Origin of the sequence: Agrobacterium sp. rho-13.3, from assembly GCF_033957765.2 — a bacterium.
In the GTDB taxonomy this organism is placed as follows: Bacteria; Pseudomonadota; Alphaproteobacteria; order Rhizobiales; family Rhizobiaceae; genus Agrobacterium.
On sequence record NZ_CP192775.1, the window covers coordinates 1,392,221 to 1,415,168 of the forward strand.

Consider the following 22,948-nt stretch of genomic DNA (forward strand, 5'->3'; position numbering starts at 1 on the left):
CCTCTGCTGTTCTCGATTTCTTTTGTTTTGCGACTTGACACAGCGAACGTCAAGCTATTTGTTTTGCCTCAACGCGACATTTTGATGTGTCGGTCAAGAGTTTCAGTTATGAAAATAATTTCATAAAGATCGACGGGAGGCGATCCATTATGACGAATGTGCATGTGGCCAAGGCAAAGTCTGAGCCGTCTTATATCGTCCGCAAAGGCGAGACGGTAACGGCGTGGATGGTATCGGATTTACTGGAAACCAGCTATCCCGGTATTGCTGCGCCAGCAGAAGATCGCGTCAATTACCGCTTTATCAACGGATTTGTGGATGTCGGCGATTTGCCATGCCGCAAGGCGTTTCAGCAGCATATGATCGGGCGCGGCATTGCCGCCGAGGCCGACTGGCATGTTTCCCATTTGAATTTACCCGGCTCCAACCGCCGCGTGGAGTTTACCGGATTCTGGCATGTTCCAACCCATGTCCGTCGCTGGCTGAAGGGGACATTCCACACCGACGCTGCGCGCAAAGCCAGTTTTCGACTTTTCACCTGTGGCGGCGTCAGAATTTGGGTCAATGGCGTGGAGCAGGTCCGTTTCGAGCCGTTCATTCGCAATGTCGAAAGCAAGAGCGATATCGTGCTTGAGCTTGCCGCAGGCGACAACGAAATTCTGCTGCACTGCGAAGATCTGGCCGAACGGGATATTATCTGGTTCTTCGAGCTTGAAGTGACCGATGAGACACCTCTGGCGGTCGCATTGCCGGTTGCGCTGGACCAACAGGAAACGAAACGTCTTGCCGATCTGGTTCGCGATATCAGACCCACACAGGACGTTTTCGCAGGCGAGCCGTTGCAACTTATATTCGATGTTGCCCCGACCAAGGATTTGCCGGTCAATGTCATGGTCAAAAGCCATGGCCACGAACACGCCGTGCTGGTGAATGTCGACAGGGGCTTGGCTGCGGGCCAAACGTCGCTAACGATACCGGAAACGCTGGGCATCGCAGAGGGATATCACGGCGTCAAACTGACCATCGGTTCCGGTTCTGGAACCGTGGAGCGGTCTATCGACGCTGCGTTCATGACCGACGTGTCCGCGACTGCCGGACCAGCGGACATTGCGCAGAGAAAGAACGCGGCACTGGCGTTCAGCGCGCGTTTCGGTGCATGGCGTATCGGCCGCGCATTGGCGATGATCGCCGTCGGTGATGACGATATCGAAACGATCTCTGGCATTGTCGATTCCACGCTGAACTCCATCGACCGCCGGGAAGATTGCTCCGATTTCATTCTCGTGCCATTGCTCTGGCTGGTCCGTGCCTATGGAGACCGCCTGCCTGCGGACATGCTGGAACGGATCAAGACCTCCATCATAAATTACCGGTATTGGGTCGATGAACCCGGCAATGACGTCATGTGGTTCTGGAGCGAGAACCATGTTCTCTGCTTCCACACCAGCCAGTTGCTGGCAGGGCGTTATCTGCCGGACGCCGTATTTTCCGCCTCCGGTCGCACCGGCGCGCAGCAGGCGGAATTGGCGCAAGAACGTCTCGATCGCTGGTTCGACAGCGTTGAGGCACATGGATTGGCGGAATGGAATTCCGCTGCCTATTATCCGGTCGATTTCATCGGTCTTCTTGCCATTGAACATTGGGCCGAGCCGGGCCTTGCTGCACGCGCCCGTCATCAGCTCGATCTGATTTTCGAGATGATCGCCCTCCATACATTGGGCGGCGTTCCATCGGGGTCGCAGGGGAGATCCTACGACAAGGAGTTGCGCGCTGGACCTCTGACCGAACTTGCGCCCTTTGCACAGGTGGCATTTGGCACAGGCTGGCTTAATGGTGGCGTGGCCTCGCTGCCGATGTTGTGTTGCGGTGACTATGTGCCGCCCGCCCATCTGGCCGCACTTGCGCAGCTGGAGGCAGGTCGCGTCGTTGAGGCGCGGTACGCTCAGGGGCTGGAGCCGGGAAAACTCGTGCTGTTCAAAAACGAAGCCGCACAGCTTTCCACCGTTGTGGACCACAAGACCGGCAAAAAGGGACACCAGCAGCATGTTCTCGACATCAAGCTGATTGGCCACCCCATGGCGCGGCTGTGGGTGAACCATCCCGGTGAGGACGATCCTTGGGGATCGCAACGCCCATCCTATTGGGCGGGCAACGGAATTCTACCGCGCGTCGCACAGCACCGTGACCTCGCATTGATGGTTTTCGACACGGACAGTCACCGCAATGACTGGACGCACGCTTATCTCGGAAAAGACGGGCTGGATGACGTTTCCATTGAAGGCAACTGGCTGATTGTTCGCGCTGGACGCGGTTTTGCAGCGCTTTACGCCACAAACGGCCTTGAATTGATCACCACCGGAGCAACAGCCGGACGAGAAGTGCGATCCCACGGTCAGCGCTGCGGCTGGATCGGCGTTATCGGGTGCGGCAGCGTGGAAGAATTTGCGACCTTCCGCCAGAAAATTCTCGCCACCGATGTTCGTTTCGATGCGGAGCGTCGCCTGTTGTCAGTCACGCCGCCGCAAGGGGGCGACGTTTCCCTGTCATGGGATGGCACCTTCACCGTGGGCGGCAAAGCCGTGGCATTCGACCATGTTCAGCCCCACCCCGAAATCACCTTCGACAGTGCCAGGATCGCGGGCAGCGATCCTGTGCAGTCTTTCTATTCATGAGCGGAATTCAAACAATGAACCATATCCCTATTCAAAAAAACGACCTTCGGACGACCATTGATAAGGTCGCCGCTGCTTTCAGCCGCCTGAAGGGCATTCAGGAAGGTCTTTCCAGCGGCGGTGCCGACGGAAAAATCCAGTTCGATGAGTGGGATTGGGAAGTCGGCGTTGGTCTTTACGGCTTCCTGCGCCGCGCGCTCGCCGCCAATGATCGCAAGGCAATTGACAATCTGGTGGAATGGTATGGCTGGCAGATCGAACGCGGTCTGCCACCGCGCCAGATCAACAGCTCAGCCCCCATGCTGCCGCTGGTCATCTTGACGGAACATGTGGACCGCCCGGATTTCCGGGCATTGGTCGAGGACTGGGCAGAGTGGCTCGTTCATGAATTGCCGAAGACTGAAGACGGTGGTTTTCAGCATGTGGTCAAGGAGCGCCTGAATGATGGTGAGCTGTGGGATGATACGCTGTTCATGGCCTGTTTGTTTCTGGCCCGCGCCGGTGTCGTCTGCAAGCGTCAGGACTGGATTGATGAAGCCGTCTATCAATTTATGATCCACACGCGTTATCTGTCCGATCCCGTCACCGGGCTGTGGTATCACGGCTGGACGTTCAACGGACGCCACAATTTTGCACATGCCTTCTGGGCGCGGGGCAATTCGTGGATCACCGTTGCCATTCCTGAACTTTTCGAACTCGTGCCGACGCTGGACGGAAAAGACAAGCGTTTCCTCTCCAATGTTCTGAGCAGCCAGGTGCGCTCTTTGCTGCATTACCAGCGGGAAGACGGCATGTTCCACACGCTGGTGGATGATCCGACCTCGCCTGTCGAGACTTCTGCTACATCAGGTATCGCCTACGGCATTTTGCGCGGCATCAAGGCTGGTATTCTGAGCGCCGACAGTCGGGAACCTGCCGATCGCGCGTTAAAGGCCGTGCTTGCAAATATCGATGCGGAAGGCGTCGTTCATGGTGTGTCCGATGGCACGCCGATGGGGCATGATCTGGAATTTTACCGGCGCATTCCCAACCTGCCCACCCCTTATGGTCAGGCACTGACGATGCTGCTGCTGACCGACGTTTTGCTTGAAGAACAAGTGCCGGCATGAGCACACAATTGGAAATCGCCATCGAGGCGAAAAGCGATGATGCGACGGCAGACATTCAGCAGGCGATCGATGCGGTGTCGGCAAAGGGCGGTGGTCGCGTTGCTCTTCTGGCCGGTCGCCACATCAGCCGTGGATTGCGTCTGGCCAGCGATGTGGAATTGCACCTCGCAAGTGGCGCGATTCTCGCTCCTGTTCCTGATTACGAGGCATATGTCGAAACATCCGTCTCCGTCATCGCCGAAAAATCCAACCGAGGCATGATCATTGCCAGGGGTGCGCAGAACATCAGCATCACCGGGCCGGGAAGCATCGAAGCGGGCGACAAAAGTTTCATCGTCGGCAATGATGAGGCGATGGGAACGTATATTCCAGCCGCCCTGCGTCCGCGTGTTCTGGTGCTGGAATCCTGCCGCAATGTTCGGCTGCAAAACTTCACCGTCACGGGTTCACCCATGTGGACGCTGCATCTGGTCAATTGCGAATATCTCACCATCAGCCACGTTCGTATTCTCAATGATCGCCGTTTGCCCAATACGGACGGTATCGTGCTGGATGCTTGCCGCCGCGCCGTGATCGAGGATTGTGAAATCTCGACGGCGGACGATGGAATCTGCCTCAAAACCAGTGCCGGTGTCGATGGCCGTGCCGTAGGTGTGTGCGAAGATATCACCGTTCGCCGTTGCAGCGTTTCCAGCCTCAGTTGCGCTTTGAAACTCGGCACCGAATCCTTCGGTGACTTTACCGACGTCACCTTTGAAGACTGCAAAGTCATCGATTCCAATCGCGGTCTTGGCCTGTTCTCGCGCGACGGTGGCCACATGCGCAATATCCGCTTTTCAAGGATCGATGTCGATTGCCGCGAAACGCCGGATGGCTTCTGGGGATCGGGCGAGGCGCTGACGGTAACGGTGGTGGACCGCAGGCCCGATCGACAGGCTGGCCGCGTGGAAAAACTGGTTGTGGAAGATTTGACGGGCCGCATGGAAGGCGCCATCAATCTGGTCTCCACCTCGCAAGCCGGTATCCATGATGTGAACCTTCACCGCATTTCTCTGCGCCAGACCCCCGGCGCTCTCGGCACGGGTCTGAGATATGATCTTCGTCCCACCCATGCGGATATCGCGCCAAGTGCACAGGCAGCAGGCCGCGCCAATGCATGGACGCTTGGCACCGACGGTCGTGTTGTGGGGCTGGAAGATTATCCGGGTGGAATGCCCGCGATTTATCTTGGCAACGTTGACAGACTGACGACAAGCGATGTCGCAGTGAAAAGAACAATTCCCTTGCCAGCCGGGTGGAATGAAAGCGAAATCGTTACAATGAATAGCATGCCTAAAGGGAGCGAGTAATGGGAAGTCTGAGGCTTACAAAGCTCAACAAGGCATTTGGTGCCGTCCACATTCTGCACGACATTGACCTGACCGTGGAAGAAGGCGAATTCGTCGTTTTCGTGGGGCCATCCGGATGCGGAAAATCGACGCTGTTGCGTATTATCGCCGGTCTGGAGGATGTGACCTCCGGCGGTATTGCCATTGGGGATCGCGATGTCAGCGCGCTTTCGCCAGCAGAGCGCAAGATTGCCATGGTGTTTCAATCCTACGCGCTTTACCCGCATATGAGCGTGCGGAAAAATCTTGCCTTCGGTCTGGAAAATCTGCGGTTCAAGCGGGCGGAAATCGAAAGTCGCATCAACGAAGCGGCACGAATGCTGGCCATCGAGCCTTATCTGGATCGCAAACCCAAACAGCTTTCCGGTGGACAGCGCCAGCGTGTTGCGATCGGCCGTGCAATCGTGCGCGAACCAGATCTCTTCCTGTTCGATGAGCCGCTCTCCAATCTGGATGCCGCCTTGCGTGTGCAGACCCGCGCCGAAATCACCCGCCTGCACCGCGACATCAAAACCACGATGATCTATGTCACGCATGATCAGGTGGAAGCCATGACCATGGCGGACAAGATCGTGGTGTTGCGTGCCGGACGTGTAGAGCAGGTGGGCAGTCCGCTGGAGCTTTTCGACCGTCCCCGTAATCTCTTCGTCGCTGGGTTCCTCGGCTCCCCGCGCATGAACATCATCAAGGGCACCGTGTCGAGCGTGAGTGTAGAAGGCGTCGTTGTCGATGCTGGATACGGCGTGCATTTGCCGACGTTGATTGATCCGGCCTCCGTCAAGCAGGGCCAAGACGTTCTGGTCGGCGTGCGGCCATCGCACTTCACAGTAACCCAAGGTCAGGGGCTTCCTTTCGAGGTGCAGTACCACGAGAGCCTGGGCACGGAGACCTACATTTACGGCAATATGCAGGGCCAGAAAGAGCCGATCATCGTGCATCAGGCCGGTCACTTCGCACCCGTACAAGGCGCGATACTGAAGATCACGCCTGCACGCGAACGTATTCACGCTTTCGATCCGGTCAGCGAACTCGCATTGCCCCGTTTGGCAACGCAAGAGAGGAGCTGATATGGCGAATGAAAAAATTGCCAATCTGGCAGACCGCGCCCTAGAAGGCGGCATGGCACTTGTTGAACGTCCGATCAATGTCGTGGAACGGTTGATCGGCAAAAAGCGTATGCCCTATCTGTTTTTGATGCCGAATATGATTTTGTTTGGCATCTTCACCTTTCTGCCCATCGCCATTGCTGTGGGTTATGCCTTCACCGGCGGTACGGAACTTCTGATTACGAACCGTCCCTATGTCGGGTTCGAAAACTTCGGCAAGCTGCTGGATTGCACCAGTTACATGGAGCCGGGAAGCTGCCGGGAATCCCTGTTCTGGACGGCCATCTGGAACACGCTGTGGTTCGTGAGTTTCAACGTGGTGGCCACGCTGCTGGTCGCGCTCATCACAGCGCTGATCCTCAATCGGGCCATGGCTGCGCGTGGATTCTTCCGTGCCATGTTCTTTTACCCGGTTCTGCTGTCGCCCGTTGTCATTGGCCTGATCTGGAAGTGGTTTCTGGATCGCAACGGCCTGCTGAATGCCTTTTTGCAAATGCTCGGCGTGCCACCGGAAATCTTCCTGCTGGATGTGGGCTGGTCACGGTTCTTCGTGGTGGTCGTCTCGGTCTGGTTCCATATGGGCTTTTACACGCTCATCCTTCTGGCCGGCCTTCAGGCTATTCCGAAGGACCTTTATGAAGCCGCTGCCATCGATGCCGCATCACCCCGGCGCACGCTGCTTCGCATCACCTTGCCGTTGCTTGCTCCCAATCTGCTCGTGGTCCTCATCCTGCTGATGATCCGGTCCGTGCAGATTTTCGATGAGGCATGGGTGCTGACAAATGGTGGTGGCCCCGGCACGGCCAACACATTCGTCGTTCAATATATCTACCAGATGGCCTTCGGCAGCGATCTGCGGCTGTTTGGTCTGGCCTCTGCCGCATCGGTTCTCATGGGGCTAGTTCTGCTGGTGCTGACCCTCGTGCAACTGCGCCTTGCTCGAAAGATGGAGTCCTGATCATGTCCGGCAATCTCAACGCAGTTGGTTTTTTGACGCGAACGCGCCGTCCAGGCCGTATCGGCCTCACCGATATTCTCTCCTGGGTCTGGCTGATTGGCGGGACGCTGGCGGTGCTGGTCCCGGTTTTATGGGCGGCCATGTCCTCACTCAAACCCGAAGCGGAAATTACCCGTTTCCCGCCGACCCTTTTGCCAAGGGCTGCCATTCAGGTGGAGGTGCAGGGCTACGATAAGCCGCTCAGCCTGTGGAATGCGCCGGTGGATGGCCAAACCAAAGAAATGGCGATGGTGCGGCGCGTTGGCCTGCGCGCGCAGATGGTCGATCCGGCCAATCCGGGACCGCCCATCAACGTCGACACCCGAGAAATCACGCCCGTTCAACGGCTGACGGTGGCAACGCAGAACTTCACCGATCCCCTGACGAAGTTCAGCTTTTTCACCTTCCTGAAAAACTCGGTTTTCGTCACCGTCGTGGCAACCATCCTGACGCTGATCGTCAACGCCATGGCGGCGTTCGCGCTCTCGAAATACAAGTTCCGAGGCGACAAGGCGATCTTCGTGCTGATTATCTCGACGCTGATGATCCCGCTCACCGTGGTCATGGTGCCGGCCTATCTGGTCATCGTCGGGGTGGGGCTGGTCGATAATCTCTGGGGCGTCATCATTCCCACCGTTGCCACGCCAACCGGTGTGTTCCTGCTGCGACAATACATGCTGACCATCCCCGATGAGCTGATCGAAGCAGCCCGTGTGGATGCCGCCAGTGAATTCCGTATTTTCTGGCGTATTATCCTGCCGCTGACGGCACCGGCACTTGCGGTTCTGGCAATCTTCTCGGTGCTGTGGCGGTGGAACGACTTCCTATGGCCGTTGATCGTTCTCAGCAGCCGTGAAAACTTCACCCTTCAGGTTGGGCTGAATGCTTTCCAGGGCGAGTTCTCGGTGCAGTGGCACTATATTCTGGCCATGACCTTCCTCAGCTTGGCACCTGTTACCTTGGTGTTCCTGTTCCTTCAGCGCTACATCACCACCGGCATTGCCGGAACGGGCATGAAGTAAAGCTCAGCGATCCTATCTCGGGGGTGGCGCGATGCTATCCCTGAGAACCAGACGGCACCCCAGCTCCAGCCGATGGGCTGGCCGTGATGGATCATTGGCGATCAGCCGTTGCTCCAAAAGCGAAAGTGCCGCTCCGCCCAACCGGTCGGCTGGCAATTGTATGGTGCTCAGCGGCGGCGCGCTGAAGGCCGCTGGCATAATATCATCGAAACCCAGCACGGAAATATCCTGCGGCACGCTGATCCCGGCATCTGACAGCGCTTTCAGACAACCAAGCGCCAGATTATCGGCAGCGCAGAAAATCGCCGTTGCACCGCGCAGTGGCGGGTTTTCCTGAAGCAAATGGTGGATTGCCGCTTCGCCCCTGTCGGGCTCGTAACCTTCGGCCTCGAAAATCATATCCACCGGCGCGGCAAGACCAGCGCCGAGAAACGCATCGCGATACCCATCATAACGGCGCTGGATCGTGGTGCGGCCTTTCCACGTAATGTGCAATATTTTCCGGTGGCCAAGATTGAGCAATTGCTCGATGCCCAGACGCGCACCAAAACGGTTTTCCGCTGTCACCGTATCGACAATCATCGCGGGGTCTTCGCCGTTGATCAGCACCACCGGCCGTTGTTGTGCCGCCAGTGCCTGAACCAGTTGTGGCCTGTCATCGTTCAAAACGACAATGCCATCCACACTGCCCGCGTCCGCCGCTTCGCGCACCTCATCGGGATCGATCCTGTTGCTGCCGCTGACGAAAGGAACGATGCGAACACCGCGTTTTTCGCATTCGCGCCTGAACCCGTTCAACATCGTCCAACTGACCATGTTGAGATCGCTCTGCGGCGCGGCATCCTGGGTCATGGCCAGCAGCACGACGCGCAAGGTGCTGATCGTTGCTTTCTGCCTGCGATTTTCCAGATAACCAAGGGTGCGTGCCGCTTCCAGCACCCGCTCGCGAACATCCACCGTCAGTTTGGCTGTGCCATTCAGTGCGTGAGAGGCGGTGCTGAGGGACACGTTCGCCGCCTGCGCCACATCTTTCAGTGTGTGTTTTTTGTCCACAGTCATAAGGCCCGTACTTGTAGAAGGTATCGCGGGCGGCATGGTGTTGTATTCACTGCGGTGAACTTCCAGAATGCTGTGTGATTTATCGTTCCAAGCTACAGCATCGGTTGCAGAAACGGAATCTATTTCTGCGCCGCGAAAGTCACTTCTGTCGTGTCCTCGGCTTCTGATGTCATGCGGTGTCGACCAATGGGCAGCATGATCGGTCGGCCAGATGTGGGGTCTGCGATAATGCGGCTTTCAAGGCCAAAAACATCGCGCACATTCTGTTCGGTCAACACCTCCTGCGGTGTGCCAGTGACATGCAACCGGCCCGCCGCCATCGCAACCAGATGGTCTGCATAACGCGCCGCAAGATTGAGATCGTGCAGCACCATGACGATGGTGGTGCCGCGACCATGGTTGAGGTCGGTCAACAGGTCCAGAACCTCGATCTGATGGCTGATATCCAGAAAGGTCGTTGGCTCATCCAGCAGCAGAATTTCTGTTTGCTGCGCCAGCGCCATGGCAATCCAGACCCGCTGGCGTTGCCCGCCGGAAAGCTCGTCCACCGGGCGTTCCGCGAGCTCGAAGGTTTTGGTTGCTTCCAGTGCGGTCGCAACGGCCTCATCATCCTTTTTCGTCCAACGGGATAACATGCCCTGATGCGGATGCCTTCCCCTGCTGACGAGATCAGCGACTGTTATTCCCTCCGGCGCGATGGGGGATTGCGGAAGCAAACCCAACGTTCGCGCCAGTTTGCGCGGTGCCGTGCTGTGAATGGATTTGCCATCGAGAAGAACATGCCCATGCCGAGGTGCCAGAAGCCGCGACATGGTCCGCAGCAACGTGGATTTGCCGCAGGCATTGGCACCAACAATCACCGTTATCTTGCGCGTCGGAACCGCCAGGTCGAGATTTTCGAGAATAACACGGTCGCCGTAACCGGCGGAAAGCTGGCTGGCGATAAGAGAGTGAGCGGTCAAAGCGAACCTCCGGTCCGGTTGACGCGGACAATCAGATAAATCAGATAGGGCGCACCCAGCGCGCCCGTGACCACGCCGACCGGGTAGCGGCTTGGCAACAGAAACTGGCCGATATAGTCGCCCGCCAGCACAAGTGTCGCCCCGACCAAGGCTGCGGGAATGAGCAGCGAGCCGTTGTTGCGAACAATGCGGGCCGCAATCGGGCCTGACAGAAACGCAACGAAGGCGATTGGCCCGGTTACGGCCGTTGCGAAGGCGATCATGCCGACCGCTGCAACAATCACCACCACACGGGTCACGCCAACCCGCACGCCAAGGGCTGATGCCGTGTCATCTCCGAGCCTCAACGCTTCAAGATCACGGGCGCGGCTGAGCAGCAGCGCGCCGAAAACAAGCAGGCCCAGCAGCAGCGGCAGAACTTGGGAAATCTGCGCGCCGTTCACACTGCCCGTCAGCCAGCGCATGGCTTCTTGCAGGCTCCATGCGGGCGCGGTCGATAAAATGTAGGCGATCAAGCTTTCCAGCATGGCGGATACGCCGATGCCGACGAGAATAAGCCGTGTTCCGGCAACGCCGTTGCGGGAAGACAGCGCATAAACCGAAAGCGCGACACCCAGCCCCGCAACCACGGCAAAGACCGAAACGATGGGTCCTTTGAGCGACAAAACGACGATTGCAAAAACCGCTGCGGCGCTGGCACCGGAACTGATGCCGATAATATCGGGGCTGGCGAGGGGATTGCGCAGCATGATCTGGAAGGCAACGCCACCAAGACCAAAGCTTAATCCCGCCAGAACCGAAAGAAGCGCGCGCGGCAACCGCAATTGCCCGACGGTGAAACTCGCCCCCGCAACATCTTCACCCAGCAGGACACGCACAACATCGCCAGGCGGGGTGAAAGACTGCCCCAGCACCAGCGTCAGCGAAAAAATCGCGACCAGAACAACCACGAGACTGGCGATAACCACCCTGCGACGGCGCACATGGATGCCACGGTTTTCAACGATGGACGCGATGATAAGGGACTGTGCTGTCATAACTCACGCACCCGCTGACGTCTGACCACCCAGATGAAAAACGGTGCGCCGATCAGCGCGGTGACGATGCCCACATCCAGCTCGGCGGGGCGAGAGACGATGCGCCCGACGATGTCGGCGGCAAGCAACAATCCCGCCCCGCTTAGTGCTGAAAACGGCAACAGCCAGCGATGATCGACCCCCACCAGCAAGCGGCACAGATGCGGCACGACCAGCCCCAAAAAGCCGATGGGTCCACACACTGCCGTCGTCGCGCCGCAGAGCGTAATGGCACCGAGTGCTGCAAAGGCGCGGGCAATCGCAACACGTTCACCAAGTCCTGCGGCCAGTTCATCGCCCAAAGCCAGTGAGTTCAGCTTTCGTGCGGACAACAGGCTGATGATGAAACCAACGGCGAGAAACGGCAAAACATGGGAAATGCGGTCGAAGGTGGCGCCGCCCACGCCGCCGATCTGCCATGAGCGAATCCCGCCAGCAATATCGTTTCGTGGCAGCACCACGGCGATGACCAGGGAGGAAAAAGCGACGGAGGTTGCGGCACCGGCCAGCGCCAGTTTGAGTGGCGTTGCCCCGCCGCGTCCAAGAGAGCCAATGGTGTAAACGAAAACAGCCGAACACCCCGCACCGATAATGGCGGTCCAGATATAGGCGTTGGCCGACGCGATGTTGAACCATGCAACACCCAGCACAACGGCAAGCGACGCACCCATGTTGACGCCCAGAATACCCGGATCTGCCAGCGGATTGCGCGTCACACCCTGCATGATGGCTCCGGAAAGACCAAGTGCGGCACCCGCAACCACAGCCAGCACCGTGCGCGGAATACGCACCGTAACAGCCGCTTGGCCGATATTATCCACACTGCCGCTCAATGCGGCCAAAATGTCGCCCCAGGCAACGTCCCGCGTGCCGATTGCCACGGACAGCATACAGAGAAGAACAAGGGCGGCCAGCAGAGCGAAAAGCCAGAGCGACCTGACGCTGTTGGACCGCCGCGGGAGCGCGACCGGCGCGCCCTGTCTGGGAGGCCTGAACGTCATTATTGTTTTCCAGTCGACTTTTCTACCGCTTTGGCCAGCAGTTCGGCATAGTCCTTCAACACCCACGAAATCGAAAGCGGCGTCGGGTTCGCAGCCGTACCAAGCGGGTTTCGACCCAGCATGACAATGGAATTATGTTCAACTGCGGGCATTTTGGACAGCAATGGGTCGGCCTTCACGGCATCCAACAGTGGCTGGCCACCATAGGTTACAACGATATCGACGTCGTCAAAGGCGTCCACCCGTTCGGCACTGACACCGACCGCAAACTGGCCCGGCTTGGTTGCCTCGCGCACGCTTTTGGGGGACGTCAAACCCAGATCCGCGAAGAATTTTACGCGCGTGTCATTGGCGGTGTAAAAATTCACGGTGCTGAGATTGGTCGCGTCCAGATGCGTGACGAACATGGCCGACTTGTTTTTCAGCTGAGGATATCCGGCCACCACCTCGGCAATCTCACCGTCGATGCGCTTGATCAGAGCCTCGCCTTCCTCGCTCATGCCAAGTCCCGCGCTGTTGAAACGGATCATCTCGCGCCAATCGGTTGCCCAGGAGGACTGCGGGTAAGCGATGACAGGGGCAATCTGGCTTAACGTGTCATAGTCGGCTTGGCTCAGCCCCGAATAGGCGGCAAGGATCACATCCGGTTGCGTGGCTGCAACGGCCTCGAAATCGATGCCATCGCCCTCATCGAAAAGCACCGGCTTTTCAGCGCCAAGCGCCTTCAGCTTTTCCGCCACCCATGGCAATAGGCCATCACCATCGTCATCGCCAAAATTGGCAGCGGCAAAACCAACCGGTACGATGCCAAGCGCCAATGGAACTTCGTGGTTGGCCCATGCCACGGTCGCAACCCGCTCGGGCTTCTTCGCAATCGTTGTCGTTCCCAAGGCGTGCTTGATGACGATGGGGTAGGTGGTGGTTTGGCCAGCCCATGCGCAGCTGAATGCAAAAAGCGATAGAACCGTAGTCATCATTGGCGCAAAAGCGCGGACGAAGCGCAGCATTGGCGACACTCTCTCGACGTTAAAAGTTGACTTCACGTCTCAGCTTCACCACTCAAGGTCAAGACTGATGTGATCGCTCGTCACGAAGAGCGGCGAAGTTTCCGTGGTTTCGTACAAAACCGTGGGATTTTACAATACCGGATAAGCTTACTCAAGTTATCAGGCAAAACATAGGGCATCGGTGTTTCTACCGAAATTGCCACCGACCGCAACGTGACTTCTGGAATTTGATCATGACAATCAAGACGACAAGCAGCACCCATGGGCAATCGCGACGCCGTTACCGGAACGCAATATTACTGGGATGCACAGCGCTCGTCGCTTTGACGCCAATCCGGCTGCTGGCGCAAGATGCAGGAAATCAGGGCGCAAGCACGGTTCTTGAGACGATTACGGTTCAGGGTGCGGGTGGCGATGATGACGCAAAATCGATTGTTGCGCGGCAGACGACGGGCGCCGGAAAGATGCCGAGTGAAATCCTGACGGCACCGGCATCGGTTTCCGTCATCACTTCAAAGGAAATCGAGGAGCGCGGAGCCAGCAGCGTCGAACAGGTGGTGCAATATACGGCTGGCGTCGTCACTGATTTCTACGGTTCGGATGACCGTTACGACTTCTTCGATATCCGCGGCTTCACGCCTTATACGTATCGCGATGGATTGGGCATCGGCAGAACCTTTGCTGGGATTCGAGAAGAACCCTACGCTTTCGAGCGCATCGAGGTGCTGAAGGGCGCCGGTTCTGCCGGCTTTGGTGCAGCCGAACCCGGCGGCTCGGTGAATTACGTGACGAAGTTGCCAAAGAGCGAGCGCTTTGGTGAAGCCTATGTCACCGGCGGATCATTCAATCACAAGGAAGTCGGCCTCGATTTCGGTGACAACATCACCGAAGACGATACTCTTTCCTATCGCTTGACTGGGAAGCTGCAAGGTGCGGACGCCGAGTACGATTATTCCAAGGATAATGAGAAGTTCATCATGGGCGGACTGACATGGCGCCCGACGGATGCGACAAGTCTCTCATTCGTCTTTGACCATCTCAACAAGGATGGTGTGCCAGGCAGCGGTGGCCAACCGCTCGGTACGGACTTCGATAGAGACAAATTCTTCGGCGAACCGGGCTATTATTTTAGCAACACGAACCGCAATACCTATAGCCTGATGTTCGATCATGATTTTGGCAATGGGCTGAGTTTCGGTTCCAATGCCCGCTATAATAAGTCGAACGACGCGTTCGGTAGCGCTTATCTTTCCAATACGCGCACAGATGGATCAAATCTGGCGGATCGATACTTCTTCGGTAGCGACAAGGCGACCGAACAGTTCATCATCGATGCCAACCTGATTTACGAAACGAATTTCGATAACGTGGAAAGCCGCACGCTTGCCGGTATCGAATACAGCAATTTCGAATCTAAGAATTACGGATTGTATGATCCCAGCGCTCCCCCCATAAATTGGGTGAACCCGGTTTATTCGGGTGGCCCTGCCTCGACAGCGCCGACCTATGGATCGAAAAACGATCAGAAGACGAAGTCAGTTTATTTGCAGCAGGACCTAACCTTTTCCGACAGGTTGACGGTTAGCCTCGGCCTGCGCAATGACTGGCTTGATCTCAGCGAGACTGACCTTTTCGCAACGACGAACGCCACAAGCACAGGCGATCATAGCGAATTCACCAAGAAGCTTGGTGTGAGCTATAAGCTTACCGAGGAACTCGCGGCTTATGCCAGCTACGCTGAGTCCGCAGCCCCTCCCGGCGTTGGAACCGAGCCGACCACGGGTAAGCAGTATGAGGTTGGCGTAAAGTATCGGCCAGAGGCTTTCCCTGCCTTGTTCACTGCGTCTGTCTACGATCTGACGAAGGGAAATATTACCGTATATGATAGCGTTACCTACTTACCCGCTTCGGTCGAGAAGGTTCGCCATCGTGGCCTGGAACTCGAAGCCAAGGCGGAGGTCACTGACAACATCAACCTGATCGCAGCCTACAGCTACATCGATTCCAAAATTGAAGAGCCGGGCGGCGCAAATGATGGCAACCGTCTCATGCGTGTTCCGAAACATCTGGCTTCGGTGTGGGCGACTTATACACTGGACGGTGAAGGCGCGCGCGGCGACATGACCTTCGGCGTTGGTGCTCGCTACACCGACAGCTACTTCACGAACATCCAGAATACGATCGCCTCGCAAAGCGCGATCGTGTTCGATGCGGCATTCACATACAAAATCAAAGAAAACACGACGCTGCAACTCAACGCCAGCAATCTGTTCGACGAGAAGCATATCGCCAGCCAAGATTCTGGCGGGCAATATTATAATCCGGGCCGTGCGGTCTACGCGACGCTACGCCAGACCTGGTAATACAAACGCTCCACCTGCATTCATACGGGTGGAGCGTTTTCGTCACTTCGTTCGCTGAATACGACGCCATGCGGCAGGTGTTTCACCCGCGACTTGCCGAAAGGTCTTGGTAAGGTGGGCCTGATCTGAAAAACCGAGCTGTGCGGCAATGGCGGCGACGCTGAGATCGCTGTCCGTCAACATGTTCTGCGCAAGGTCAATGCGTTTGCCAAGTTGCCATTGCAACGGGGTTTTGCCCGTGGTCTGCTTGAACACATTGGCAAACCAGCTCTCGGATAGACCAACCGTATCGGCCATCTCACCAACTGTCATCCGGTAATCGGCCCGGGCCTTTACCACGGAGATCAGCCTGTTCATCTGCGCTTGCGTCAGGCGGGCATTGGTCTGTTCAACCGCTTCGCCGTCGATATCCAGCAGACCGGTGACGATGCTGCCAACGAGGCTTTCGGCATAGATGGCGTGTTTGGACGGGTTTGAAACCTCATCGACCAGCAAGCCGGCCAACGCTTCGATCGCGCCCGCATCCTGAATTTCCACCGGGCGGCGCAGCGCTGAAAGAGCGACCGATGTTCCGACGGACGGCGACAGATATTTCAGCAGCCGATCTTTGTGCAAATGAATATCGAGGTGAGAGAAGCGGTGAAACGATGCAAAGCTGGTCCAGAGCGGAACGCCGGCAGGCACATAAATCGCCCGTTTCATAGGGCGATAATGATGTATAAAGCCGCTGTCGCGGTTCGACATGCGAATATGTGACGATACGTCGTTGAAGAATATGACGATGCGCGGATCGGGCGAGAGATAATATCCTGTTGCGCCCGCGTGCCCCTCCGCATCCCAATACACGCTGATCAGCCCGTCCAGGCAACGCCATTTGGCGGGCGCAATGGCTCGAATACCGTCCGTAAAACATGTCATCTCGTGGAGGTAGGCCAAAGTCGTCAAACAGTCCCATTGGGTTGAAGATTGCATACAGGCGCCAGGCGTCTGCGGTATCGCGCTGGTCGGATAGTTTCTATTACAGCAACCATCATGCGCGATATTATATTATGATGATAATTATCATGTTTATATCTTATGGCAAGCCGGGCATTTGAGCGTAATCGAATGATCGAGCCGCTTTTGCAAGATTGGAATGCGAAATGCCTGTTATCCCCTGACGTAATCAGGAAATTTTTCGCTGATCAGGTCGGTGATCGAGAGCGTTCCAGACAGGTGTTTTCGCAAAGCTTGCGTGGCCTGCGCGGGATTTTTGGAGGCGATACCGTCGATGATTGCCTGATGGTCATCAAGCACGGTCTGCATTTTCCCCGGCATCGGCAGGTTCAAACGGCGCAAACGGTCGAGGTGGACGCTTTGCCTGCGCACATTGGTCCAGAGGTCGAGAATACCGGCGCGCTCATAAAGTTTGCGGTGAAAGTCCCGGTCCGTCGCATCGAAAAGGTCGTAGGATTCCGGTGACGCGAAAGACGTCTGCTTTGCGAGGATGTCAGAAAGCTCCGACGCCGTTTGGGAAGGGCTTTCTTTCGTCAGCTTGCTCACGGCTTCCAGCTCCAGAGACAGCCGCAGAAACTGCGCCTGCTGCGCGTGGCGGATATCGATCTTGGCAACAACCGTTGCGTATTGCGGATAGACATCCACAACGCCTTCTTCCTGCAAACGCATAAGAGCATCTCGCACCGGCGTCTGGCTGACGCCGAATTCCAGTTGCAGTGAGGCGCGGGACAATATCGTGCCCGGCACGAGTTCGACGTTCAAAATGCGTCGGTGCAAAATCTCGTAAATCTGAAGCGCGACCTGCCTTGAGCGGTCCAACTGCGTATCTCTGATGATGGCTGCCATGACACGGTTCCACGAAGCTCTTGTTATCGAAGTTCACTAGATCACACTTTTGGCATTGATGCACTGATGTTTTAGTGCTTCAATGCATTATCGTCTTGAGGAGGACAGGGGACTGTGCCGGATCTCGTCGGAAGGCACTTCCCCGCATCAATTGTCAGAGCAAAATCATGGAAAAAAAGAAGACTGCGGATATGCTGCGAAGCGCACGCTGGTTCGCGCCGGATGATCTGAGAAGTTCAGGCCATCGATCCCGCACCATGCAGATGGGCTATGCGCTGGAGGAGTGGATGGGCAAACCCATCATCGCCATTCTCAACACATGGTCGGACGCAAATCCCTGCCACGCCCATTTCAAACACCGGGTCGAGGATGTGAAACGCGGCATCTTGCAGGCTGGCGGTTTTCCCTTGGAATTGCCCGCGCTTTCCCTCTCGGAAAGCTATGTGAAGCCAACCACCATGCTCTATCGCAACATGCTGGCCATGGAAGCCGAAGAGCTTTTGCGTTCTCATCCCGTCGATGGCGCCGTGCTGATGGGCGGCTGCGACAAGACCACGCCGGGTCTGGTGATGGGCGCGATCAGCATGGGTCTACCAATGATCTATCTGCCGGCGGGGCCGATGCTGCGCGGCAATTATCAGGGCAAACCCCTTGGCTCCGGCTCTGATGCATGGAAGTTCTGGGATGAGCGCCGCGCCGGTCAGTTGACGGAACAAGAGTGGGTGGAGGTGGAGGCAGGCATTGCCCGCTCTTACGGCCACTGTATGACCATGGGAACGGCCAGCACCATGACGGCCATTGCCGAGGCATTGGGTTTGACGTTGCCCGGTGCAAGCTCCATCCCGGCACCGGATGCCAATCACATCCGCATGTCGTCTGCCTGTGGGCGGCGCATCGTGGAGATGGTCTGGGAAGACCTGACACCGAACCAGATTGTCACCGAAGCGTCCGTCAACAATGCGGTGGCGGTTGCCATGGCAACGGGCTGTTCCACCAACGCGGTCGTGCATCTGCTGGCCATGGCGCGCCGCGCCGGTGTCGATCTGACGTTGGACCATCTGGATCGCGCCGGTCGCAGCACGCCCGTCCTCGCCAACATTCGCCCCACCGGCAAGACCTATCTGATGGAGGATTTTTATTACGCCGGTGGCCTGCGTGCGCTGATGGCGAAGCTCGGAAACATCCTTGATCTATCAGCCCTGACTGTTTCTGGCCTACCGCTGGGCGAAACTCTGAAAGGCGCTGAATGTTTCAACGATGACGTTATCCGCTCTTTGGATAACCCCGTTTATCCTGAGGGGTCGCTTGCCGTTTTGAAAGGCAATCTCGCACCCAATGGTGCCGTCATCAAACCTGCAGCCTGTGAGCCACGGTTTCACAAACATCAGGGCCCGGCACTCGTGTTCGACAATTACCCGGATATGAAAGCGGCGGTGGATGACGAGAACCTCGATATCACCGCGGATCACGTCATGGTTCTGCGAGGGGCAGGGCCGCAGGGTGGGCCGGGTATGCCGGAATGGGGCATGTTGCCCATCCCCAAAGCGCTATTGAAACAAGGCCATCGCGATATGCTGCGGCTTTCCGATGCGCGCATGAGCGGCACGAGTTACGGCGCGTGCATTCTGCACGTTTCGCCGGAGTCCCATGTCGGCGGCCCTTTAGCGCTGTTGCGCAATGGCGATATCATCAAGCTCGATCTTCAAGCCCGCACCATCGATATGCTGGTGGATGAAGAAGAGCTTGAACGTCGTCGCGCCGAATGGGTCAGACCTGCCGACAAAATCGGCCGTGGTTATGGCTGGATGTTCGCCCGCCATGTGGCGCAGGCCGATACAGGCGCAGATTTCGATTTTCTGGAAACCGGCTTTGGTCCAACCGCCGCCGAGCCCGATATTTACTGACAAGAGGAAGACCAATGACCGATTACGTATTGAGCGATGAAACCCGCCAGAAACTGATGGGCGTCGCCACACCGACGATTGCGACTGCACTTTATAAACGCGGGCTACGCAGCCAGTTCATTCAGGATGTCCGCCCATTGTCGGCGAAAAAGAAAAACATGGTCGGGCAGGCCTTCACGCTGCGTTACATTCCCGCCCGTGAGGATTTGAACCCGCTCAGCGTTTTCCAGAATCCGGAGCACCCGCAACGCGCCGCCGTGGAGCGCTGCCCTGCGGGCCACGTACTGGTTATGGACAGCCGCAAGGACGCCCGCGCCGCCTCGGCGGGCTCCATTCTCATCACCCGGTTGATGGTGCGCGGCGTTCTGGGCGTTGTCACGGATGGCGGTTTTCGCGATAGCCCCGAAATTGCCGATCTCGATATTCGCGCCTACCACAACCGCCCATCCGCCCCCACCAATCTGACGCTCAATCAAGCCATCGATATCAATGTGCCAATCGGCTGCGGTGATGTTGCCGTCTGGCCGGGCGATGTTGTTGTGGGGGATGATGAAGGCGTCATCGTCATACCGGCCAGCATTGCCGATGAGATCGCCGACGAGGTCGTTGAGATGACAGCCTACGAGGATTTCGTGACAGAAAAAGTGCTCGGCGGCGCAACCATCATCGGTCTTTACCCCGCCACGTCAGATGCACCCCGGCAGGAATTTGCCGAATGGCGGAAGGCAAAGGGACGCTAATCCTCTCACCGATCCCTCTTTGACAACGGATAAACCGCGACTTTTCGGTCGCGGTTTATCGCATTCATAAATCCTGCGGAACCAAACCCCATCTTCTGGTGTTGAAGCGCCACAAAAGCTCAATGCATTCAGGAGATTGTCGATGGGACGGGTTGCCGTTGGTGCCGCGTTAAGCGCTGTTTTATGCCTGGTCACACCCGCCATCGGTCAGGATATCGAGGTCAGCAGTCTCGATATCAGCCACAATACGGTTGAAACCGAAAGCCTTCCACTCAAATCCGCACAGCCGGATGATGGATACATCGTCGATGTGAGCGGAAAGCGCGTTCGCGTCGTCGGCGCCCGTTTTCTGTCTGATACGTCAAACGGCATCGAAATTTTCGGTCGCCGACAGGCTTTGGAAAGAGAAGCAGCCCGTTCCCAAATCGCAGCCCGATAGTGTGTTACACTTGACCTGTTGCGAGGGGACATAACAACTATGAAGAAAACCACGGCGACGTCGGGTGCAAAAAGCGACCCGAAATGGCGTCTCATCCGGCAGGATGATGCCGAAGCGGGTAAGGCCACATTCCCCGAGCTCTTTTTCGACCTCGTTTTTGTTTTTGCGCTCATTCAACTGTCCCACACCCTGGCGGAAAACTTCGGTTCCACGGCGCTGGTGGAAGCGGCCATTCTTATTTTGGCCCTCTGGTGGCTGTGGGTTCACATCACCTGGCTTACCAATCTTTTGAACACCGAGGCTGGTCCCGTCCGGCTGTTCCTGTTTTTCATGATGTTTACCGGTGTGCTTCTGGCCATTGCGCTGCCGAAAGCTTTCGAAGGGCATGGGCTTGTTTTTGCGTTGATTTACAGCGGGATGCAGTTGGTGCGTTCGCTATTTGCGCTCTACGTTTTTAAAGGCGTAGACCACGAAAATTCGCTGACATTTTCACGCATGGGCCTATGGCTGGCCTTCTCCAGCATCTTCTGGCTGGCTGGCGGCATGTCGTCCACGCTGGAATGGCAGCTCGGTTTTTGGGCTGTCGCAATCGGTATCGAATATGCCGGGCCGCTGGTAAAATATTATTTCCCCGGCTTCAAAACCGGAAAGAACGAACGGCTGCATTTGTCGGGAGAACATCTGGCAGAACGGTGCGCCCTGTTCGTCATCATCTGCCTTGGTGAGACCATCCTCACCACGGGCCGCACCGCGACAGACCATATGAATTCCAGCCTGACTTTCGTGGTGTTCTGCTCGGCCTTCGCCAGCACGGTTTTGATGTGGTGGATCTATTTTCATCACGGACAGGAAAAAGTATCCGAGAAAGCGGAAGGGACGGCCGAGCCGGAAAAGATCGCCCAGAACCTTTTCAACTATGGCCATTTGCCCATCGTCGCGGGCATCATATTGACGGCTGTGGGAGAGGATTTCAGCCTCTCACACAGCCATGAAGACTCGACATTGCGAGAAGCGCTGGCAATCGTCGGCGGGCCGATGCTGTTTCTAGCGGGCAATATCGGAGTAAAGATCGCCTCTTCTTTTGTCCGGCCCATTTCCCATTTCGTCGGCATTGCTGTGCTTGCCGTGCTGCTGTTTTTACCGGGAATGCCGCTCTATATTCTCCAGATTGCCAGCGCCAGCATCCTCCTTCTCGTTGCCGTGTGGGAGTACGTCGCGCTCAGAAAACATTCGCCGTCTGTGTCTTAGCAGACGGTTTTGAACCGCTCGACCACAGTGGACAGCACCTCATCGATGGGGCGTGAATTCCAGTTGTGCGAGAATATCTCCACTTCCTGCGGGCCTGAAAAACCGGCCTTTTCGATCATGCGGCGAAAGCCTTTCAGATCGATCACGCCATCACCCATCATGCCGCGATCGTTCAGCGGATCGGTGGTGGGCACCAGCCAGTCGCAGATGTGATGCGCCAATATCTGGCCGTTTCGACCAGCGCGGGCGACCTGTTCTTTCAGGTCCGGATCCCACCACACATGGTACACATCAATCGCCACACCCGTTCCTGCGCCGAGTGTGTCGCACAGGTCGAGGGATTGTTTCAGCGTGTTGAAGCAGGCGCGGTCGGCGGCATAAAACGGATGAAGCGGTTCGATGGCGAGTGGAATTCCCGCCTGTCTGGCATAGGGCAAAAGCGCCGCCATGCCATCTTCCACCATCTGCCGCGCACCTACGATGTCTTTCGAACCGGCTGGCAATCCACCCACGACCAGCACAAGGCAATCGGCATTCATGGCTGCGGCTTCATCGACAGCGCGTTTATTGTCCTCAATCGCGGCCTGCCGTCCTTGTGCATCCGCGGCCGGAAAAAAGCCGCCCCGGCAATGCCCGCTGAGGCGAATTCCGTTTTGGGAAACGATGCGCGCCGCTTCCTCCAGGCCAACGCCGTGTACCTGTTCCCGCCATGGAGAAATGGTGGTGATGCCATGGGCAAGGCAGGCATCCACCAGTGTGCCGAATGATCCACCCTGTTTGATCGTGGCGAAATTGACCGAAAGACCCTCAACGCTCATGCGGAAACCTCCCCGTTTTGAAATGCTTGGAATATTGCTTGCGCAGCACCCTGGCCGTCTTCCGCCACCAGCGAGACGAAAACCTGCCCGGCCTCCGTCACGGTCGCCGCGCCGAAGCGAAACGGCATCCGCATGGTCAGACGGCGCTCGAAAATTGCGACGTCCTTGACCCTTAATAGGGGAGCGCCAGACATC

General features: G+C 57.0%; 20 protein-coding genes. 11 read left to right on the plus strand and 9 right to left on the minus strand.

Going from position 1 to position 22,948, the window contains the following annotated elements; all coding sequences use genetic code 11:
• The first annotated feature begins 149 nt into the window (after positions 1-149).
• Genes RMR16_RS21240 through RMR16_RS21265 form a run of 6 tightly spaced genes read left to right on the plus strand, consistent with a single transcriptional unit; the run spans position 150 to position 8,294 of the window.
• Positions 150-2,672: a hypothetical protein gene (locus tag RMR16_RS21240; RefSeq protein WP_320197600.1), complete on the plus strand. Its 2,523-nt coding sequence runs from the start codon at positions 150-152 to the stop codon at positions 2,670-2,672.
• A 14-nt stretch (positions 2,673-2,686) separates the two neighbouring features.
• Entirely contained in the window at positions 2,687-3,781 is a 1,095-nt protein-coding gene (locus tag RMR16_RS21245; protein ID WP_320197601.1) for a glycoside hydrolase family 88/105 protein, read from the plus strand.
• Positions 3,778-5,130 carry a glycoside hydrolase family 28 protein gene (locus RMR16_RS21250; protein WP_320197602.1) on the plus strand — a complete coding sequence of 451 codons (1,353 nt, stop codon included), beginning with the start codon at positions 3,778-3,780 and terminating at the stop codon, positions 5,128-5,130. Before RMR16_RS21245 ends, RMR16_RS21250 begins: the two co-directional genes overlap by 4 nt.
• Positions 5,130-6,236 (plus strand): ABC transporter ATP-binding protein, encoded by a 1,107-nt coding sequence (locus tag RMR16_RS21255; protein WP_320197603.1) that lies wholly within the window; start codon positions 5,130-5,132, stop codon positions 6,234-6,236. The genes RMR16_RS21250 and RMR16_RS21255 overlap by 1 nt, the downstream gene beginning before the upstream one ends.
• Before the next feature lies 1 nt (position 6,237).
• Positions 6,238-7,233: a carbohydrate ABC transporter permease gene (locus RMR16_RS21260; protein ID WP_320197604.1), complete on the plus strand. Its 996-nt coding sequence runs from the start codon at positions 6,238-6,240 to the stop codon at positions 7,231-7,233.
• Between the two features lie 2 nt (positions 7,234-7,235).
• The gene (locus tag RMR16_RS21265) at positions 7,236-8,294 is read left to right on the plus strand and encodes a carbohydrate ABC transporter permease (RefSeq protein WP_320197605.1); all 1,059 of its coding nucleotides are present in this window, start codon (positions 7,236-7,238) and stop codon (positions 8,292-8,294) included.
• A 12-nt stretch (positions 8,295-8,306) separates the two neighbouring features.
• Here RMR16_RS21265 and RMR16_RS21270 read toward each other — a convergent pair whose 3' ends face one another.
• From RMR16_RS21270 to RMR16_RS21290, 5 genes are all read right to left on the minus strand, one after another.
• Positions 8,307-9,353: a LacI family DNA-binding transcriptional regulator gene (locus RMR16_RS21270; protein WP_320197606.1), complete on the minus strand. Its 1,047-nt coding sequence runs from the start codon at positions 9,351-9,353 to the stop codon at positions 8,307-8,309.
• A gap of 119 nt (positions 9,354-9,472) precedes the next feature.
• On the minus strand, positions 9,473-10,315 hold the full coding sequence (locus tag RMR16_RS21275; protein WP_320197607.1) for an ABC transporter ATP-binding protein: 843 nt from the start codon (positions 10,313-10,315) through the stop codon (positions 9,473-9,475).
• Positions 10,312-11,352, minus strand: coding sequence for a FecCD family ABC transporter permease (locus tag RMR16_RS21280; protein ID WP_320197608.1), 1,041 nt, complete (start codon positions 11,350-11,352; stop codon positions 10,312-10,314). Before RMR16_RS21280 ends, RMR16_RS21275 begins: the two co-directional genes overlap by 4 nt.
• Positions 11,349-12,392 carry a FecCD family ABC transporter permease gene (locus RMR16_RS21285; RefSeq protein ID WP_320197609.1) on the minus strand — a complete coding sequence of 348 codons (1,044 nt, stop codon included), beginning with the start codon at positions 12,390-12,392 and terminating at the stop codon, positions 11,349-11,351. The genes RMR16_RS21280 and RMR16_RS21285 overlap by 4 nt, the downstream gene beginning before the upstream one ends.
• Positions 12,392-13,399, minus strand: a complete 1,008-nt coding sequence (locus RMR16_RS21290) for an iron-siderophore ABC transporter substrate-binding protein (RefSeq protein WP_413785922.1) — start codon at positions 13,397-13,399, stop codon at positions 12,392-12,394. The genes RMR16_RS21285 and RMR16_RS21290 overlap by 1 nt, the downstream gene beginning before the upstream one ends.
• 233 nt (positions 13,400-13,632) lie before the next feature.
• On the opposite strand from RMR16_RS21290, the gene RMR16_RS21295 reads away from it, so the two are divergent.
• Entirely contained in the window at positions 13,633-15,762 is a 2,130-nt protein-coding gene (locus RMR16_RS21295) for a TonB-dependent siderophore receptor (RefSeq protein WP_320197610.1), read from the plus strand.
• 42 nt (positions 15,763-15,804) lie between these two features.
• Here RMR16_RS21295 and RMR16_RS21300 read toward each other — a convergent pair whose 3' ends face one another.
• On the minus strand, positions 15,805-16,698 hold the full coding sequence (locus RMR16_RS21300; RefSeq protein ID WP_320197994.1) for a helix-turn-helix domain-containing protein: 894 nt from the start codon (positions 16,696-16,698) through the stop codon (positions 15,805-15,807).
• A 213-nt stretch (positions 16,699-16,911) separates the two neighbouring features.
• Entirely contained in the window at positions 16,912-17,604 is a 693-nt protein-coding gene (locus tag RMR16_RS21305; RefSeq protein ID WP_320197611.1) for a GntR family transcriptional regulator, read from the minus strand.
• 167 nt (positions 17,605-17,771) lie between these two features.
• Here RMR16_RS21305 and araD point away from each other — a divergent pair, with 167 nt between their 5' ends.
• The 4 genes from araD to RMR16_RS21325 all read left to right on the plus strand — a co-directional run bounded on the left by araD (position 17,772) and on the right by RMR16_RS21325 (position 21,935).
• Positions 17,772-19,508 (plus strand): L-arabinonate dehydratase, encoded by a 1,737-nt coding sequence (araD, locus tag RMR16_RS21310; RefSeq protein ID WP_320197612.1) that lies wholly within the window; start codon positions 17,772-17,774, stop codon positions 19,506-19,508.
• Positions 19,509-19,522: 14 nt separating this feature from the next.
• Positions 19,523-20,248 carry a ribonuclease activity regulator RraA gene (locus RMR16_RS21315; protein WP_320197613.1) on the plus strand — a complete coding sequence of 242 codons (726 nt, stop codon included), beginning with the start codon at positions 19,523-19,525 and terminating at the stop codon, positions 20,246-20,248.
• 142 nt (positions 20,249-20,390) lie between these two features.
• Positions 20,391-20,687 (plus strand): hypothetical protein, encoded by a 297-nt coding sequence (locus tag RMR16_RS21320; protein ID WP_320197614.1) that lies wholly within the window; start codon positions 20,391-20,393, stop codon positions 20,685-20,687.
• Between the two features lie 39 nt (positions 20,688-20,726).
• Positions 20,727-21,935 carry a low temperature requirement protein A gene (locus tag RMR16_RS21325; RefSeq protein WP_320197615.1) on the plus strand — a complete coding sequence of 403 codons (1,209 nt, stop codon included), beginning with the start codon at positions 20,727-20,729 and terminating at the stop codon, positions 21,933-21,935.
• On the opposite strand, the gene RMR16_RS21330 is transcribed toward RMR16_RS21325, so the two are convergent.
• A complete protein-coding gene (locus tag RMR16_RS21330) occupies positions 21,932-22,753 on the minus strand; it encodes a sugar phosphate isomerase/epimerase family protein (RefSeq protein ID WP_320197616.1) in 822 nt (273 codons plus the stop codon). The genes RMR16_RS21325 and RMR16_RS21330 overlap by 4 nt on opposite strands.
• On the minus strand, positions 22,750-22,947 hold the full coding sequence (locus tag RMR16_RS21335; protein ID WP_320197617.1) for a hypothetical protein: 198 nt from the start codon (positions 22,945-22,947) through the stop codon (positions 22,750-22,752). Before RMR16_RS21335 ends, RMR16_RS21330 begins: the two co-directional genes overlap by 4 nt.
• Between the last annotated feature and the right edge of the window lies 1 nt (position 22,948).

Excerpts from the sequence above, each read along its gene's own strand:
- RMR16_RS21305 (WP_320197611.1), bottom strand. The coding sequence starts at position 17,604 with ATGGCAGCCATCATCAGAGATACGCAGTTGGACCGCTCAAGGCAGGTC.
- RMR16_RS21270 (WP_320197606.1), bottom strand. The coding sequence starts at position 9,353 with ATGACTGTGGACAAAAAACACACACTGAAAGATGTGGCGCAGGCGGCG.
- RMR16_RS21265 (WP_320197605.1), top strand. The coding sequence starts at position 7,236 with ATGTCCGGCAATCTCAACGCAGTTGGTTTTTTGACGCGAACGCGCCGT.
- RMR16_RS21315 (WP_320197613.1), top strand. The coding sequence starts at position 19,523 with ATGACCGATTACGTATTGAGCGATGAAACCCGCCAGAAACTGATGGGC.
- RMR16_RS21325 (WP_320197615.1), top strand. The coding sequence starts at position 20,727 with ATGAAGAAAACCACGGCGACGTCGGGTGCAAAAAGCGACCCGAAATGG.
- RMR16_RS21240 (WP_320197600.1), top strand. The coding sequence starts at position 150 with ATGACGAATGTGCATGTGGCCAAGGCAAAGTCTGAGCCGTCTTATATC.
- RMR16_RS21255 (WP_320197603.1), top strand. The coding sequence starts at position 5,130 with ATGGGAAGTCTGAGGCTTACAAAGCTCAACAAGGCATTTGGTGCCGTC.
- RMR16_RS21285 (WP_320197609.1), bottom strand. The coding sequence starts at position 12,392 with ATGACGTTCAGGCCTCCCAGACAGGGCGCGCCGGTCGCGCTCCCGCGG.
- RMR16_RS21260 (WP_320197604.1), top strand. The coding sequence starts at position 6,238 with ATGGCGAATGAAAAAATTGCCAATCTGGCAGACCGCGCCCTAGAAGGC.
- RMR16_RS21330 (WP_320197616.1), bottom strand. The coding sequence starts at position 22,753 with ATGAGCGTTGAGGGTCTTTCGGTCAATTTCGCCACGATCAAACAGGGT.
- RMR16_RS21250 (WP_320197602.1), top strand. The coding sequence starts at position 3,778 with ATGAGCACACAATTGGAAATCGCCATCGAGGCGAAAAGCGATGATGCG.
- RMR16_RS21335 (WP_320197617.1), bottom strand. The coding sequence starts at position 22,947 with ATGTCTGGCGCTCCCCTATTAAGGGTCAAGGACGTCGCAATTTTCGAG.
- RMR16_RS21320 (WP_320197614.1), top strand. The coding sequence starts at position 20,391 with ATGGGACGGGTTGCCGTTGGTGCCGCGTTAAGCGCTGTTTTATGCCTG.
- RMR16_RS21290 (WP_413785922.1), bottom strand. The coding sequence starts at position 13,399 with ATGCTGCGCTTCGTCCGCGCTTTTGCGCCAATGATGACTACGGTTCTA.
- RMR16_RS21280 (WP_320197608.1), bottom strand. The coding sequence starts at position 11,352 with ATGACAGCACAGTCCCTTATCATCGCGTCCATCGTTGAAAACCGTGGC.
- araD (WP_320197612.1), top strand. The coding sequence starts at position 17,772 with ATGGAAAAAAAGAAGACTGCGGATATGCTGCGAAGCGCACGCTGGTTC.
- RMR16_RS21245 (WP_320197601.1), top strand. The coding sequence starts at position 2,687 with ATGAACCATATCCCTATTCAAAAAAACGACCTTCGGACGACCATTGAT.
- RMR16_RS21295 (WP_320197610.1), top strand. The coding sequence starts at position 13,633 with ATGACAATCAAGACGACAAGCAGCACCCATGGGCAATCGCGACGCCGT.